At 66.9% G+C, this 15,473-nt stretch carries 17 protein-coding genes; 15 read left to right on the top strand and 2 right to left on the bottom strand.

What is annotated here, in order from left to right:
• Positions 1 to 40 precede the first annotated feature (40 nt).
• The 13 genes from ACXYMR_RS09290 to ACXYMR_RS09230 all read left to right on the top strand — a co-directional run bounded on the left by ACXYMR_RS09290 (position 41) and on the right by ACXYMR_RS09230 (position 11,313).
• A complete protein-coding gene (locus ACXYMR_RS09290) occupies positions 41 to 1,081 on the top strand; it encodes an SDH family Clp fold serine proteinase (RefSeq protein ID WP_458942582.1) in 1,041 nt (346 codons plus the stop codon).
• A gap of 101 nt (positions 1,082 to 1,182) precedes the next feature.
• Positions 1,183 to 1,308 carry a type B 50S ribosomal protein L36 gene (gene ykgO, locus ACXYMR_RS09285; protein WP_011644457.1) on the top strand — a complete coding sequence of 42 codons (126 nt, stop codon included), beginning with the start codon at positions 1,183 to 1,185 and terminating at the stop codon, positions 1,306 to 1,308.
• A 125-nt stretch (positions 1,309 to 1,433) separates the two neighbouring features.
• Positions 1,434 to 2,048 carry an HAD family hydrolase gene (locus ACXYMR_RS09280; RefSeq protein ID WP_458942581.1) on the top strand — a complete coding sequence of 205 codons (615 nt, stop codon included), beginning with the start codon at positions 1,434 to 1,436 and terminating at the stop codon, positions 2,046 to 2,048.
• A gap of 101 nt (positions 2,049 to 2,149) precedes the next feature.
• On the top strand, positions 2,150 to 3,331 hold the full coding sequence (locus ACXYMR_RS09275) for an acyl-CoA dehydrogenase family protein (RefSeq protein ID WP_458942580.1): 1,182 nt from the start codon (positions 2,150 to 2,152) through the stop codon (positions 3,329 to 3,331).
• A 3-nt stretch (positions 3,332 to 3,334) separates the two neighbouring features.
• Positions 3,335 to 4,423 (top strand): acyl-CoA dehydrogenase family protein, encoded by a 1,089-nt coding sequence (locus ACXYMR_RS09270; RefSeq protein ID WP_458942579.1) that lies wholly within the window; start codon positions 3,335 to 3,337, stop codon positions 4,421 to 4,423.
• Positions 4,424 to 4,480: 57 nt separating this feature from the next.
• Positions 4,481 to 5,455, top strand: coding sequence for an aldo/keto reductase (locus tag ACXYMR_RS09265; RefSeq protein WP_458942578.1), 975 nt, complete (start codon positions 4,481 to 4,483; stop codon positions 5,453 to 5,455).
• A 218-nt stretch (positions 5,456 to 5,673) separates the two neighbouring features.
• Positions 5,674 to 6,255, top strand: coding sequence for a hypothetical protein (locus ACXYMR_RS09260; protein ID WP_458942577.1), 582 nt, complete (start codon positions 5,674 to 5,676; stop codon positions 6,253 to 6,255).
• Positions 6,252 to 7,229: an alpha/beta fold hydrolase gene (locus tag ACXYMR_RS09255; RefSeq protein WP_458942576.1), complete on the top strand. Its 978-nt coding sequence runs from the start codon at positions 6,252 to 6,254 to the stop codon at positions 7,227 to 7,229. Before ACXYMR_RS09260 ends, ACXYMR_RS09255 begins: the two co-directional genes overlap by 4 nt.
• A gap of 58 nt (positions 7,230 to 7,287) precedes the next feature.
• Positions 7,288 to 7,590, top strand: a complete 303-nt coding sequence (locus tag ACXYMR_RS09250; RefSeq protein WP_458942575.1) for a DUF2312 domain-containing protein — start codon at positions 7,288 to 7,290, stop codon at positions 7,588 to 7,590.
• A 97-nt stretch (positions 7,591 to 7,687) separates the two neighbouring features.
• Positions 7,688 to 8,116 (top strand): nuclear transport factor 2 family protein, encoded by a 429-nt coding sequence (locus tag ACXYMR_RS09245; RefSeq protein ID WP_458942574.1) that lies wholly within the window; start codon positions 7,688 to 7,690, stop codon positions 8,114 to 8,116.
• A complete protein-coding gene (locus tag ACXYMR_RS09240) occupies positions 8,103 to 8,570 on the top strand; it encodes a hypothetical protein (protein WP_458942573.1) in 468 nt (155 codons plus the stop codon). The genes ACXYMR_RS09245 and ACXYMR_RS09240 overlap by 14 nt, the downstream gene beginning before the upstream one ends.
• Before the next feature lie 239 nt (positions 8,571 to 8,809).
• Positions 8,810 to 9,271, top strand: coding sequence for an ASCH domain-containing protein (locus ACXYMR_RS09235; protein ID WP_458942572.1), 462 nt, complete (start codon positions 8,810 to 8,812; stop codon positions 9,269 to 9,271).
• 56 nt (positions 9,272 to 9,327) lie between these two features.
• Positions 9,328 to 11,313 carry a S9 family peptidase gene (locus ACXYMR_RS09230; RefSeq protein WP_458942571.1) on the top strand — a complete coding sequence of 662 codons (1,986 nt, stop codon included), beginning with the start codon at positions 9,328 to 9,330 and terminating at the stop codon, positions 11,311 to 11,313.
• Positions 11,314 to 11,702: 389 nt separating this feature from the next.
• Here the strand turns inward: ACXYMR_RS09230 and ACXYMR_RS09225 are convergent, their stop codons facing one another.
• Positions 11,703 to 13,172, bottom strand: a complete 1,470-nt coding sequence (locus tag ACXYMR_RS09225; protein ID WP_458942570.1) for a sigma-54-dependent transcriptional regulator — start codon at positions 13,170 to 13,172, stop codon at positions 11,703 to 11,705.
• A 181-nt stretch (positions 13,173 to 13,353) separates the two neighbouring features.
• Between ACXYMR_RS09225 and ACXYMR_RS09220 the strand changes: the two genes are divergently transcribed.
• Positions 13,354 to 14,202, top strand: coding sequence for a CPBP family intramembrane glutamic endopeptidase (locus ACXYMR_RS09220; RefSeq protein ID WP_458942569.1), 849 nt, complete (start codon positions 13,354 to 13,356; stop codon positions 14,200 to 14,202).
• A gap of 47 nt (positions 14,203 to 14,249) precedes the next feature.
• A complete protein-coding gene (locus ACXYMR_RS09215) occupies positions 14,250 to 15,197 on the top strand; it encodes an alpha/beta fold hydrolase (protein WP_458942568.1) in 948 nt (315 codons plus the stop codon).
• 6 nt (positions 15,198 to 15,203) lie between these two features.
• Here ACXYMR_RS09215 and ACXYMR_RS09210 read toward each other — a convergent pair whose 3' ends face one another.
• Positions 15,204 to 15,449, bottom strand: a complete 246-nt coding sequence (locus ACXYMR_RS09210) for a hypothetical protein (RefSeq protein ID WP_458942567.1) — start codon at positions 15,447 to 15,449, stop codon at positions 15,204 to 15,206.
• Between the last annotated feature and the right edge of the window lie 24 nt (positions 15,450 to 15,473).

Genomic DNA, 15,473 nt, shown 5'->3' with positions numbered 1-15,473 from the left:
GCGCCGGCGCGTTGCACAGGTCGGCGCAGGGGGGAATTTCATGTTGAGTGTAGTGACCAGTATCAGCCTGGCGGGGTGGCTCGGACTGGGCGCCATCGCCCTTATCCTGATGGCCCTGACCGCCTGGCGGTTTGGCGGCGCCGGGCGGCCTTCCGGCGAGGCGGAACACGACAGCGCCCCGCCTGCCACGTCGAAGGCGGCACGCCGGCCACACGCCGCGGCCATGCCGGAGGCTCGGGCGCTGGCGTCCGGCGCGCGCTCGAAACCGCCACAGGCCGCGGCCCTTTCGACAGCCGACAGTGACCAATTATCACCGCGCGCGGCCCACCGGGCCACGGTCGATGCACGCACCCGCGCCTTTGCCGAGGCGCGCGGCAGCACGGTGATCCGCATCGTCCACCACGACCCGGACGAGTATGTCGACACCGACACCGCCATTGACGCCCTGGACCGCATCCGCTCCGCCGCGCCGGACGGGCCGGTCGACATCATCCTGCACACGCCCGGTGGCATCGCTTCGGCGACCCAGCAGATCCTGCATGCCCTGAAGCACCACAAGGGCCGGAAGACCGCCTTCGTGCCCTACCGCGCCAAGTCGGCCGGCACCATGATCGCCCTGGCCTGCGACGAGATCGTCATGGGGTCGAGCGCGGTACTCGGACCCATCGACCCGCAGTATTTCTGGATGCCGGCCCCGCTGCTCGCCGAGCTGCCACGTCAGAAGAACGCCGACCGGGTCAATGACGAAATGCTCATCCTGTCGAAGATGGCCGAACAGGCGGTTCAGGAAGCCCGTCGTTTCGCCTGCGAGTTCATCAACGAGGCACACCGCAAGGACGGCAGCTGCTCGCTCACCGACGACCTGATTGGCGGTGGGCGAAATCACGACTACCCGATCCTGCCGCATGAAGCCTCGAGCTTCGGCCTCAACGTCAGCACGGCCATGCCGGAAGCCGGCTATGCCGTCTGTCAGCCGCCGCCGCGCGAGGAGCCCACCCTGGTGGTGTCCATGTTCAACGCGCCCGACCAGCCTCACCCGGCCCCGTCGGCGAAGCCGGCCGGGCTGCCGGTGTTTCGCTGACAAACGCAAGATCGAGGCGCACAAGCCGCGTTGACATGGCTGCGAGCCTCCAGTATCCACCGCGCTCCGTTTCGTACACCCGCTTGTGGGAAGGTCATCCGATGAAAGTCCGCAGCTCGATCAAATCGCTGAAAAACCGCCACCGCGATTGCCAGGTCGTCAAGCGCCGTGGCCGCGTCTATGTGATCAACAAGACCGACCCGCGCTTCAAGGCCCGCGCGGGCTAGTCCTGACACCTGCGCTGCCGTCCGGTTATTGTCCGGCGAGCGCGGTTGATGTCTGACCGATTGCAAAACCCGTGCACCCCGCGTGCGCGGGTTTTGTCATGTCCGAAACACACCGGGAGGCCCGCATGACCACACATGCCGTGCTCTGGGACCTGGGCAATGTCCTGCTCGACTGGTCGCCCCTGCGTTTCTACACGCGCTGGTTTGGCGATGCCGACGAAGCGCGGCGCTTCTGCGCCGAGGTCTGCACCATGGACTGGCATGCAGCCCATGACCGCGGCGTGCCCATGGCCGAGAATCGCCGTCCGCTGATCAAACGCTTCCCCCATTATGCGGATGCGATCACCGCCTGGGAGAGCGGCGTTGAAGGCATGCTCGACGGCAGCGTGCCGGGGACTGCGGAAGCGATGAACGAGCTGGCCGCCCGCGCCGTGCCGCAATACGCCCTGACCAACCTGCCCGCCGAATGGGTCGAACCAGTGCACCGGCTCTACCCGTCCATGGCGTACATGCGCGACGTCATCGTCTCGGCCCATGAAGGCGTCATCAAGCCGGACCGGCGGATCTTCGAGATCACCGCCGAACGCCTGCCGCACGCGCCTGAACAGGTCCTGTTCTTTGATGATCGCGCGGAGAACGTCGAGGCGGCCCGGGCCTTCGGTTTCGATGCCGAGGTTTTTACCGGCGAGACCCGACTGCGCGAGGCCCTGGCCCGGCGCGGCCTGCTACCGTCAATCTGACGCACCACAAATCGCAAATCCGGCCATTTGCAAACCGCTGTCTCTGACCTAGAACATACCGTGTCATCGAATATGGGATGTGACCGGTAAGGGAGCTGGCTGTGGATCTGAGATACACCGAGGCGGAAGAGGCCTTCCGCCGTGAAGTGAGACAATTTCTCGAGGACAATCTGAGCGAGGAGCTGGCTCGCAAGGTGCGCCAGGGGCACGGGCTCTCCAAGGACGACATGATCGCCTGGCACGCCACGCTGCAGAGCCGCAACTGGTATGCCACCACCTGGCCGAAGGAGGCCGGCGGCCCGGGCTGGAACAATGTCCAGCGGCACATCTTCGACGAGGAGCTGGCCCTCGCCAACGCGCCCCGCATCGTCCCCTTCGGCGTCGGCATGCTCGGCCCTGTCCTCCTCAAATTCGGTACCGAGGAACAGAAATCCCATTACCTGCCCCGCATCCTGGATGGCACCGACTGGTGGTGCCAGGGTTATTCCGAGCCGGGCGCCGGTTCCGACCTGGCCAGCCTCAAGACCCGCGCCATCCGGGACGGCGATGACTACATCATCAATGGTCAGAAGACCTGGACCACGCTGGGCCAGTATGCCGACCACATCTTCTGCCTGGTGCGCACATCCACCGAGGGCAAGCGGCAGGAAGGCATCTCCTTCATTCTTGTCGATCTCGACACGCCGGGCATCGAGATGCGCCCGATCCGCCTGCTGGAGGGCGGCCATGAGGTCAACGAGGTGTTCTTCACCGATGTTCGCGTTCCGGCGGAAAACCTCGTCGGCGAGGAGAACCAGGGCTGGACCATCGCCAAATACCTGCTCGGCCACGAACGCACCTCGATCGCCGGTGTCGGCGCTTCGACCGAGGCCCTGGTCCAGCTCAAGGCCCTCGCCCGCACCATGCACCGGCGCGGCCGCCCGCTGATCGAAGACCCGCTCTTCGCTGCCCGCGTGGCAGAACTCGAGATCGACCTGGAAGCCATGCGCATGACCAATCTGCGCATGCTCTCCGGCGTGGCCGATGCCCAGGGCTCCGTGTCCTCCATGCTGAAGATCAAGGGCACGGTGATCCGCCAGGCTCTGAACGACCTGGCCCGCCGCGCCCTCGGCCCGGCGGCGGCCCCCTTCCCGTCCGAGGAGGTGATCGGCAATCTGGCCGTGGCACCGCCGGACGCGGTGGCCCACGCGGCTGATTACTTCAATAACCGCAAGCTCTCCATCTTCGGTGGATCCAACGAGATCCAGCGCAACATCATTGCCAAAGACCTGTTCGGAGCCTGACCGATGGACTTCACCCCGACCGATGACCGGCGCATGATCTCCGACAGCCTGCGCCGCTTTCTTGCCGACAATTGCACCGCCGAACACCGCAATCGCTATGCCTACGAGGCTCCCTTCCACGATCCGGAGATCTGGGCCGGGCTGGCCGAGCTGGGCATTCTCGGAGCGCTGGTCGGCGAGGAACAGGGCGGGTTTGGCGGCGCCGGGTTCGACATCACCACGGTGTTCGAGGAATTGGGTCGCGCTCTCTGCCCCGAGCCTGTCCTGGCCAACTTGATGGCCCTGCGGCTCTACGCGGCAGTCGGCCACCAGGACCGCATCGACGCGGTCATCGCCGGCACCAGCCGGGCCGCGCTCGCCATCGACAGCGCTGACTGGGGACCGGGCCAGGGCCATCCGGGCATCGAGGTTGACGGGGACGGCGACACCGTCCGGCTCACGGGCCGCCGCACCGTGGTCTACGGGGCTCCGGCCGCCGACTTCATCCTGGTCCCGGTCGAGGACAGCTCCGGCGCGGTGCACCTCTTCGAGGTCGCCGGCGCGGATGCCGAGATTCTCGGATACGCCATGATCGACGGCGGTGGCGCGGCTGAGATCATGCTCAACGCCTCTTCGGCAACACGGCTCGGCGACAACGCTGCAACGGCTGTCGCGGAAGCCCTCGACGCCGGCCGCCTGGCCCTGTGCGCCGAAGCCGTCGGCGCCATGGAGGTGCTGCGTGACACCACCCGCGATTATCTCATGCAGCGCCAGCAGTTCGGGCGCCCGATCGCCACTTTCCAGGCCCTGCAGCACCGCCTCGTCGACCTTGCCATCGAGATCGAGCAGGCGCGTTCCATCACCATTCACGCCGCCGGGAATTTCGGGACCGCAGAGCGCGGGCTTGCAGTGGCCAAGGCCAAGAACCTGATCGGCAGAGCCGGTCGCCTGGTTGCCGAGGAAGCCATCCAGATGCATGGCGGCATCGGCATGACCTGGGAATACGCCGCCTCGCATTACGCCAAGCGCCTGGTCATGATCGACCACCAGCTCGGCGATGCCGACGATCATCTGCACCGGGTCATCGAACTGACTCGCGCGTCGGCCGCCTGACGAACGATACTGGCGCCGCCGCGTTGCTCCGGGGGTTGATCAAGCAAGGAGACCACTATGCCGCAGATGCGCAAGCTCGGAACCAGCGGGCTGGAAACCCCCACCCTGGTGCTCGGCGGCAATGTCTTCAACTGGACCGCCCGGCCGCCGGAAGCCTTCGACATTCTCGACAAATTCGTCGAGGCCGGCGGCACCATGATCGACACCGCCGATGTCTATTCGGCCTGGGTCGACGGCCATTCCGGCGGCGAGTCGGAACGCCTCATCGGCGAATGGCTGAAGCGCCGCGGCCGGCGCGACGACGTGCTCATTGCCACCAAGGTCGGCATGCTGGACGGCCCGGAAGGCAAGGGCCTCGCCCCGGAACACATCGCCGCCGCCGCCGAGCGTTCGCTCAACCGCCTGCAGACCGACTATATCGACCTCTACTATGCCCACCAGGACGATGACGACCAGCCCATGGACGAGGTGCTTCACGCCTTCGCCGAACTGGTCGATGCCGGCAAGGTGCGCGTGCTCGGCTGTTCGAATTTCGACGCCGGACGCATCGGCGAGGCCATCGCCATGAGCACCCAGCGCGGCTGGCCCGCCTACCAGATCGTGCAACCGGAACTCAATCTGATGAAGCCAGAGGGCTTTTCCGGCACGCTGCAGAATTTCTGCATCGGCAGCAATCTCGGCGTCCTGACCTATTTCGGTCTCGCCTCGGGGTTCCTGACCGGCAAGTATCGCAGCCGCGAGGACCTGAAGAAGAGCCCGCGCGGCGGCCGCATGGAGGCATGGCTGGACGGGCGGGGCCGCGACGTGCTGGCCGCTCTCGACGCCGTGGCGGCCGAGACCGGCGCCACGCCGGCCCAGATCTCGCTGGCCTGGTGTGCGCGCCAGCCCGGCGTCACCGCGCCCATCGCCTCGGCCACCTCGCTGGACCAGCTCGACGAGCTGCTCGGTGCCATGTCACTGCGCCTGGAAGCCGGTCATATGGACAGGCTCGATACGGCGGCTAAGGGGCAGGCCGCTCAGCCGGCACACTGACCCCAGCCGTCAACCCGGCCAGCCGCCCGTTCAATCCGGGACGCGATGATCCACCGACCGACTTTGCGCGTCTCATCCTGCGCCGATGGCACCCGCTTGCGGAGACGACACGAGTCCAAGTGGCCGGGCAGAGGGCACTGCCTCAGCACACATGAATTCCGCGACAGGAAATGCCTGTGACGACTGGACGCCGGCGGTAGGCCTTATATCTTCCTGCCATGATCCAGTTCACCGCCTTGTCCCTCCTGCTCGCCCTCACCGGCCAAACCGCGCCGCCGGCCGATATCGGCGTTGCGCCGCGCAGCGAGTTCCAGTCTCCCGAAGCGCGTCTCAATGACCGGCTCGAAGCCCTGGCCGAAGCCGAGACGGCGCGCGAGGCGGCGCCTCTGATCGACGAGATCCACGCCCTGTGGGCGCATTCCGGTAGCCAGACCGTGGCCCTGATGATGGACCGCGGCCGGGCCGCCGAGCAGGCCGGCAATCACGACATCGCGGCCCGCATGTTCGGCCACGTCATCCAGCTCGCCCCGGACTATGCGGAAGGCTGGCTGGCCGCCGGGCGCCAGGCCGCGCGGGCCGAGGACTGGGCCTTCGCGCTGGAGACGCTTAACACCGCGCTGACCCTGGAGCCGCGGCGCTATGACGCCTACCTCGCCGTCGCCCGCGTGCTCGAACGGGCCGAGGCCTGGGAGGCCGCCCTCGACGCCTACCGCCAGGTGCTCGACATCCACCCGACCCACGAAGCGGCGCGCGAGGCCGTCGAGCGGCTCGAGCGGGCCGGGCGGGGACGGTCCCTGTGAGCTTGGCGCTCGGATTGCTGCTGGGCGGGCTGGCGACCGGCCTGGTCGGCTCGTCGGCCCTGGCCTTCCGCAAGGTGCACCGGCTGGCCGAGCATCACCCGCCGGGCGGCGATTTCGTGGAGGTCCGGGGGGTCCAGATCCACTATCGGCGAACCGGCGACCCCGACCGACCTCCCGTACTGGTCCTGCACGGCGCCGCCTCCAATCTGGAAGAACCGCGCCTGGCCCTGGCCGACAGCTTTGCCGACGAGCACGTGATATGGCTCGACCGGCCCGGTCTCGGCTGGAGCCAACGGCCCGCCGGAAGCTGGTCGCCCGGCCGGGAAGCCGAACTGATCGCCGATTTCCTGACGGCGCTCGACATCCCGCAGGCCGTGATCATCGGGCATTCCTGGGGCGGCGCCATTGCCACGCGGATCGCCATCGATCATCCCGACCGGGTCGACGGCCTGGTTCTCGTCGCGCCGGCCCTGTCGCCGTGGATCGGTGAAGCGGCCTGGTTCAACAAGGCGACCTTCTGGCCGGTGCTGGGCCCGTCCCTCTCGCGCATCGTGGTGCCGCTGATCGGCGACCGCCAGGCACAGGCCGGAGCCGCGCGCGCCTTCCACCCGGAACCGATGCCGGAGGACTATGTCCGGCGCACCGGCCTGCCGCTCCTGTTCCGCCCCCAGGCCTGGCTCGCCAATGCCGACGACATGGCCCGCGTCAATCACCATCTCGCCGACCAGCACGAGCGTTACGCCGACATCAGCCATCCCGTGGTCCTGATCGCCGGCAAGCCGGACACCGTGCTGTGGTCGGAGCGTCATGCCGGCGATGTCGCCGAGCGCCTGCCCAACGCTGAACTGCGCTGGATCCGCAAGGCCGGGCACAATCTCCACCACCATCATCCGCTTGAAGTGCTGCGCGCCGTGCACGACATTCGCGGCGGCGCACTGACAAAACGCCCCCGCAGTGCTGGCGCGGCCCCTTGAGACCGGCGGCCCGCGCTCCTAATCTCCGCCCGCCTCCCCCGCTGACAAGGTAATATCCATGGCTTTCACCGACACCGCCCCTGCTGCCGCCGCGACCGATTCCGGCCCGATCGACCAGTCCGACGCCATTGGCGGCGCCGCCCGCGAACAGCTCAAGGCCTTCGTCGCCCGCATCGAGCGGCTCGAAGAAGACAAGGCCAATGTCGCGGCCGACATCAAGGAAGTCTACGCCGAGGCCAAGTCGATGGGCTACGACACCAAGATCCTGCGCAAGGTCATCTCGCTGCGCAAGATCGACCGCAATGAGCGCCAGGAAGCCGAAGCCCTGCTCGAGCTCTATCTCGGCGCCGTCGAAAGCTAGTCGACGCCGCCACCAGCGGGCCGCTGCGCCTCACATGATTGTAAGTAGAGGTCGGCCACACTCCGGCCTAGTCTCCTGCCAAACAGGGAGATTTATCATGAAATACGTCGCGGCCCTTGCCTCCGCCCTCATCCTCAGCGCCCCCGTCGCCGCCCAGTCCGAGGCCGACATCGAGGGCGTCCGCGCCGCCGTCATGGCCTATGTGGAGGCCGGCAATACCGGCTCGTCCGAGCTGGCCCGCCAGGCTTTCGAGACCGACCAGGGCGTGATGTTCATCCGGCGCCCGGGCGAGGACGGGGAAGCCGACCATGTCGAGCCGATGAATCTCGGCGATTTCGCCGACCGGTTCGGCAATCCCTCCGGCGACCGCCCGGCCGAGATCCGCGACATCCGCATCGTCGAGGACACCGTCGCCTGGGCTCATCTCCACATGGTCTGGGGTGAGCGCGAAGTGGATGATATGTTCCTGCTCTACAAGTTGAACGGGGAGTGGAAGATCGTCGCCAAGACGTTTGTCTTCCACTGACGGGGACGTGGCGCGCGAGATTGACGAGAAGAAGACCCGCAAGGCCCTGCGCCGCCTGGCCCGGGCCAGGCGCGAGGCGGAAGCCGGCGACACGCCCGACCGCAAGCTGTCGGAGTGGGAGGACGAGTTTCTCGACAGCGTCGGCGAACGCCTGAACGAGTTCGGCTCGGCCTTCAGTGACCCCGACAAGGGCGCCCGCGACGAGGCCCTGTCGGCGCGCCAGTCGATCAAGCTGCGCGAGATCGAGAAGAAGGCCAGGGGCAAGGCACGCAAGCCGATGTCGCGCGGCTCCGGCTTCAAAGCCAAGGCCAGGCCCGCCCCACGTGGTCGCGACATCAATGAGGACCTGCCGGACGACGCTACTAGCTCCGCGCCCCCGGCTCCTCTTGAGACCAAGCCCGGACGGCCGGCCTTCCGGGTCATCCGCGGCGGTCGCGACAAACACGGCGAGTAGCGGCTTCGGTCAGAACTGAGCGCGCCAAGGCGCAGTTCAGGTCATTGTTGTCTTGTCAGCCAGCGGGCCTCAGGGGTCCAGCGCTGTCAAGGCCGCCGAAGGCGCCGCAAAGCGGGCATGCGCCTTGACAGCGCTGGACCCCTGAGGCGAAATCCCGGCAAGAAAACAATGAATTGGTCCACGCACGCGCGCTTCCTGACCACGCCCCTCCTTGCAACCCCCACCCCGCCGAGCATTCCATGACCCCTGACCAACGCGCCTTCTGGCAGCAATTCCAGGCCGCCACCGGCAGCACCGCCGAGCCGTTCGAGATCGGCGGCTTCGGCGACGACCCGGCAATGAATGACGAATTGCTCGCCCTTGTCCTGGCCGGACGCAAGCGGGCCACCTGCGCGCTGGCGCGGCATTACCGCGGCGATGGCCTGCGCCTCGTCGAACCCGGCGATGTCTCCCTCATCCTCGACGGTCGCGGCGCCCCGGCCTGCGTCGTGCGCACCACATCCGTCGAGGTCCGCCCGGTACGCACGGCCGACGCCGCCTTCGCTTGGGACGAGGGCGAGGGGGATGGCAGCCTGGATTACTGGATGCGCGAACATCTCGCCTACTGGCAGCGCGAGGCGGCCCGCGACGGCTTTGCGTTCAGCGAGGACATGGACGGCGTGTTCGAACGCTTCGAACTGGCCTGGCACCCCGGAATGTGATTTGCCTGCCAGGGCTGTGCAGACCTAGTCTCCCTGCCTCTGAGCAGGGGGACGTCATGAATCTGCGCGCATTCGGCATTGCCACGCTTGTGGTCAGCGGCGCGAGCCTGTGGCCCTCCGCCCTGGCCCAGGACACCCCCGGTATCGGCGGCGCCTCCGGGGCCGATCTGTCGATCGAGGCCGTCGAGCCGGGCAGCGAGCCGGTCCGCGTCGGCCTGGCCGGCCAAGATCCCGCCGATATCGGACGCTACATCCTGGCCAACGGGGCGGGCAGCGCCGCCCTCTCGCCCGACGGCAACCGGATCGCCTTCACCCGGTCCCTGACCGGCGCGCCCCAGCTCTGGGTGGTCAGCGCGACCGGCGGCCAGCCGCAGCAACTCACCTTCGGCAACGGCGTCGGCGCGTTCGACTGGCTGCCCGATTCCTCCGGCCTGCTCTACAGCGCCGACAATGACGGCAATGAACGGCCCGCCTATTACCGGATCTCGGCCGAGGGTGACACCGAGGCCGTGGTCCTGCCCGCCACCGAGAACGGATTCCGCGTGTTCGGCGACTTCCTCGGCGAGGACCGCATCGTCTACGCCTCGACCGAACGCAACGGGCTCGATTTCGACGTCTATGTCGCGCCGCTCGACCAGGGCGAGCCCGAGCGGGTCTATGAAGGCAATGTCTATGCCCGCTCCGTGTCGCCGGACGGGCGCTGGGTGGTCATCACCGAAGCCGTCGGCGAGGATTCCGACACCCTTGCCCTGCTCGACCTGACCAGCGGCGAAACCAGCCTCGTCTCCGCCCCCGACCCGCGCGCCAACCACACCGATGGCGGCCTCGCCTGGAGCGATGACAGCGCCGCCCTCTATCTCGCCACCAATCGCGACAGCGAATTTGCCGCGCTCACCCGCATGGACCTCGCGACCCGCGCGTTCGAGACCCTCGCGGCCACAGACGCCGATGCCGGCGATGTCGGGCTGTGCGGCCGGGACGACCGCTATCTCGTCTGGACCACCAATCATGACGGCTTCGAGCGCGTCCATGTACGCGACCGGACCGAGGGCACGGACACGATGGTCCCGGACCTGCCGGAGGGCCGCTACGGGCTGAGCTGCGGCGACAGCCATAGCCGGCTCGCCATTCTCGCCAATGGCTGGCGCACGCCCGGCAATATCCTGTTGCTGGACCTCGCCACATCCGTTCTGTCCGAAGTTTTCAGCGCCAACTTCGCCGGCCTCGACCCCGACCGCCTGGTGCGTCCCGAGAGCATCCGCATCGAGGCGCGCGACGGGGTCACCCTCCAGGGCCTGCTCTACCGCCCCGACGCCGCCTCCGGCGCAGCGCCCTACCCGGTCCTGTTCCGCGTGCATGGCGGCCCGACCGCCCAGTCCGTGGCCCGCTTCAACGCCGTGGCGCAGTATTATGTTGATCGCGGCATCGCCGTGTTCGAGCCCAATGTGCGCGGCTCGACCGGTTTCGGCCGCACCTTCGTGACCCTCGACGACCGCGAAAAGCGGCTCGACAGCGTGCGCGACCTGATCGACATGCTCGACCATTTGCGCGCGGATCCCGGCCTCGACGCCGACCGCGCCGTCGTCTCCGGCGGCTCCTATGGCGGCTACATGGTCAATGCGGTCCTCGCCGCCTATCCGGACGCCTTTGACGCCGGCATCTCGGCTTTCGGCGTGGCCGATTGGGTCACCGCCCTGGAGATCGCCTCGCCGGCCCTCAAGGCCTCCGACCGCATCGAATACGGCGACATCTCCGATCCGCAATGGCGCGACTTCTACACCGAGAACTCGCCGATCCGGCAGGCCGACCGGATCCGCGTCCCGGTGCTCTACAGCCATGGCGTGATGGACCCGCGCATCGATATCGGCGAGACCGAGATCATGGTCACCACCCTGCGCGGGAACGGCGTGGAGGCCGAATTCCTGCGCTTTCCGGATGAGGGCCATGGCTGGTCGAAACTGGCCAACCAGCTGTTCTACTATCGCCGCGAGGCCGATTTCGTGGAACGCCAGCTGGGCATGGGCGACGACGCGACCAATTAGCCCCGCTCGCTGCGCCTCTCTGGTTCCTTCCTGCCCCATGGTCACGCCCTCATCCGCTCGGCCCTCACCGATAACCGATCGAGTATCCCCCCGGACGGACCCCCGTCGGATTTTGAGCGCCAGAAAAAAGACAAGGGTCTGAAATCGCCGCGAAAAAAAATTGAAAATGTGGGGATGCAGGAAAAGTTATCCCCGTTTTTTCCAACCCTCTCTGAAACCGACTTGAATCGCGCCGGGGTCTGCAGCCGATTTGACCGCGCCCCGCCGGCGCATCCCCGCCAGAGGCGGATCCGCTTCCGCCGCGATACCACCCTAGATCCACCGGTCCCGACGCAAAAAGGCCGGACCCTTGCGGGCCCGGCCTGTTCTGTGTCTTCGTCGGGTCCCGCTCAGCTGGCGGCCCGCACCCCGTCCACGTCGAGCTCGTATTCGCGCACCTTGCGATACAGGGTCGACCGGCCGACCCCGAGACGCCGCGCGACTTCGCTCATCCGGCCGGCATAGGTCTCGATGGCGAACTCGATCAGGTCGCGTTCGATGTCCTCCAGCGAGCGCAAATTCCCGCCCTCGTCCATGATGTCCACCCCGGCCGCCTCGGCCGCCACGGCGTGGAAGGACGCGTCAGCCGCCGCGGCTGGCGCTCCGGCGGGGGCCTGGGGCGCCGTGTCGGCATCCTGGATGGTCGGTGCCAGACCGGAAATCTGCGGAAAGTCTTCCGGCTTGAGATAATCGCCGTCCGACAGCACCACGGCCCGGAACACGGAGTTTTCCAGCTGACGCACATTGCCCGGCCAATCGAAATTCGACAGAAGCGCGTGGGTTTCCGGCGCCGCATCGATGATCGACTTGTTCTCCTGGGCATTGAAGCGGCCGATGAAATGGCGCACCAGGGCCGGGATGTCATCCTTGCGCGAGCGCAGCGACGGCACCTCGATCGGGAACACGTTGAGGCGATAGAACAAATCCTCGCGGAAGGCGCCATTGGCCACCTGTTCGGCGAGATCGCGATTGGTCGCCGAAATGATGCGCACATTGACCTTGACCGGGCGCTTGCCGCCGACCGGATCAACCTCGCCTTCCTGCAGCGCCCGCAGCAGCTTGACCTGCATGTCGAGCGGCAGTTCGCCGATCTCGTCGAGGAAGAGCGTGCCGCCATCGGCTTCCTGGAACTTGCCCATATGCTTGCCGACGGCGCCGGTGAAGGCGCCCTTCTCATGGCCGAACAGGGTTGATTCCACGAGATTTTCCGGGATGGCGCCGCAATTGACCGCGACGAAGGGCGCATCCGCGCGCTTGGACGCGGCCATGATCGCGCCGGCCACCAATTCCTTGCCGACACCGCTTTCGCCGGTGATCAGGATCGGAATGTCGGACTGGGCCGCCCGCTCGCCGAGACGCACCACCTGGCGCATCGTCGGGGCGCCGGCAATCATGTCGGCAAAGCCCAGCTTGTTGGTCGATTTCTTGGTCAGGCGCTGGATCTCGCCGCTCAGATTCTGCACCTTGAGCGCATTGCGGATCGACACCGCAATGCGTTCCGGGCTGGCCGGCTTGACGAAGAAATCCACGGCCCCGGCCCGCATGGCCGCCACCACGGTCTCGATGCCGCCGCTCGCCGTGAGCACGATGACGGGCACATCCGGATGCTTGCGCTTGAGCGCTTCCAGCGTCTCCATCCCGTCCATGCCCGGCATGATCAGGTCGAGCAGCATGACGTCGACCCCCGACGCCGACACCCGCTCCATGGCCGCTTCGCCGCTGTCCGCGGTCTCGGCCCGGTAGCCCTGCTTTTCAATCACCGCCTGGAGGAGGCGGCGCTGGGTCGGATCGTCATCCACGATCAGAACTGTTTTCACCATCACCCACGCCTTTTCGGTCGCTTGTTATTCACCGGGCCTTTTGGCCTCTCCACCGTCCCCTGGTGGGGTGTCTATGCGCACCGTTATGGGACACTCTTCTAAATTTGACGTTTAAGACGCGGAAAGAAGCGGTTAAGCATAACAGGCACATGGCCCGTCCGGGCCGGAACAGAAGCTTGGCATGCCGGATACGACACTCCCGACCCAGAGCCCGCAGGATGATGCGACACGCGCATCGGTCCGTCGCCGCACGGGCGAGGTTTTTGCCGGTATCGCCGACCACCATCACGAGACCCTCGCCCGCACACTGCCCGGGCTCGTGGTGTGGCCGGCCCTGCTGTTTGCGATGGTCATCGCGCTCCAGTTCGTGACCGCAATGGCCTACAAGGCCGCGCCCGACCTGCAGCAGGTTTTTCCCGGCCCGACCGCCAGCTTCCTTGCCATCTCGCTCGCCTATCTCGGCTTCGGTGCCGTGATGTGGCTGTACTTCCAGCGCTTTGACAGCCATTTCCGTGTCTTCGCGATCTGGCCCATCCGGCCCATAGACCTCCACCTCGCCGGCCTGGCCCTCCTCTTCATGGTGCTGTTCGCCGGCCGCATAAGCCTGTCCTTCCACGAATTGGTGATGAGCGATCCCTCGCTGACCCTGTCCGGCGGAGCCAGGGTCGAGGACCTTTCCAATGTCGACAATTTCACTGGCACCGGCGCCGCGCCCTGGGCCGTGCTCCTGCTGGTCCTGCTGATCGCGCCAGTGATCGAGGAGGCCCTGTTCCGCGGCTGGATGCTGCCCATGCTGCGGGCCCGCGGCCTGCCGGCCGTCATCGCCATCATCCTGTCAGCGCTCGCCTTCGGACTGATCCATATCGCTCAGGGCCTGATGGTTGTCAGCTCGACCTTCCTGCTCGGGCTCGTGCTCGGTCTGGCCCGCGTGTGGAGCGGCCGCTTGGTTGCGCCGATACTGGGCCATGTCGCCAACAATGCCTGGGCCGTCCTGCTGGCGCCGCTGATCATGGAACGCCTGTCCAACTGAGCCTGCAGCAATTGACGCAGCGCAGCAGCACAGGTAGCGCTTGAACCATGACAAAAGCACCTGCCGGCAAAGCCCGGCCCCCGGCGCCCCTGATAGCCTTCGAAGGCGCCAAGCCCCCGGCACCGGCCTGGTTTGAGCACGCCCTCTACATCCCCAGCGAGACTGGAGAGGTCATCGTGAAGGGCGCCCGCATCTGCTGGAAAGCCTGGGGCGAGACTGGCCGTCCCGGCCTCGTGCTCGTGCACGGCGGTGTCGCGCACAAGGACTGGTGGGACGGCATCGCCCCCTTCCTCGCCGACACGCGCCGCATCGTGGCCCTCGACCTGTCGGGCATGGGCGATAGCGACCACCGCGAGCGCTACACCATGGAAACCTACGCGGCCGAAGTGATGGCCGCCGGTCGCGCCGGCGGGGCCTTTGACGCCGGTGCTCCCTTCATTGCCGGTCATTCCTTTGGCGGCTTCGTGTCATTGAGCACGGCGCTGTCGCACGCCGCCGACATCGCCGGCATCGCCGTCATTGACAGCCCGATCCGTGAGCCGGACGAAAAACAGCGCTCGACCCCGCCGCGTCGGGGCGGCCAGACCTATGCTGATTTTGACACCGCCCTGATGCGTTTCCGCCTCCTGCCCGAGCAGGGCTGCGCCAACGCATTCCTGCTCGACCACATCGCCCGGCGCTCGCTGAAGCAGTCCCCGCGCCCCGATGGCGGTGACGGCTGGACGTGGAAGTTCGATCCGCAGCTCTGGCAGAAACTCGAACACGACCGGCTGCACCCGACCGAGCTCGTCGAACGGCTGGACACCCGCATCGCGCTGTTCCGCGGTGCCAATTCGCGGCTGGTTACCGACGAGGTCTGGGGCTACATGCGAGAGGTCTTCGGTCCGGACACCTCAATGGTGTCGATCCCGGGGGCGGAGCACCACGTCATTCTCGACCAGCCGCTCGCCATGGCCGCGGCCCTCGAAGTCCTGACCGGTCCGGGCTGGGGCTGACCAGACTTACCTGTGAGCGTCGATCTCGCGCGCTACGTCGTCCGGAACATGGGCCGGGCGCGGTGTCGTCGCGCGCTTGACCTGGCCGATCAGGCCGGCCGCCACCAGCACGCCCAGCCATACCGCGAAGATGACGCCGGCGCGGGTCCAGTTCAGCTCCAAGGCTCCGAAATTGAAGTAGTCCAGGGCGGTCAGACCCGCGAACACCGCGACGGCCAGAATGGCTGTAACAATCACAAACGACAGCTTCATGCCGCACCTCCCTTGCTCCAGCTC

This window comes from Maricaulis sp. CAU 1757 (assembly GCF_054482675.1).
Note: the sequence above shows the minus strand (reverse complement) of the source record. Positions and strands in the feature narration are given on the sequence as shown.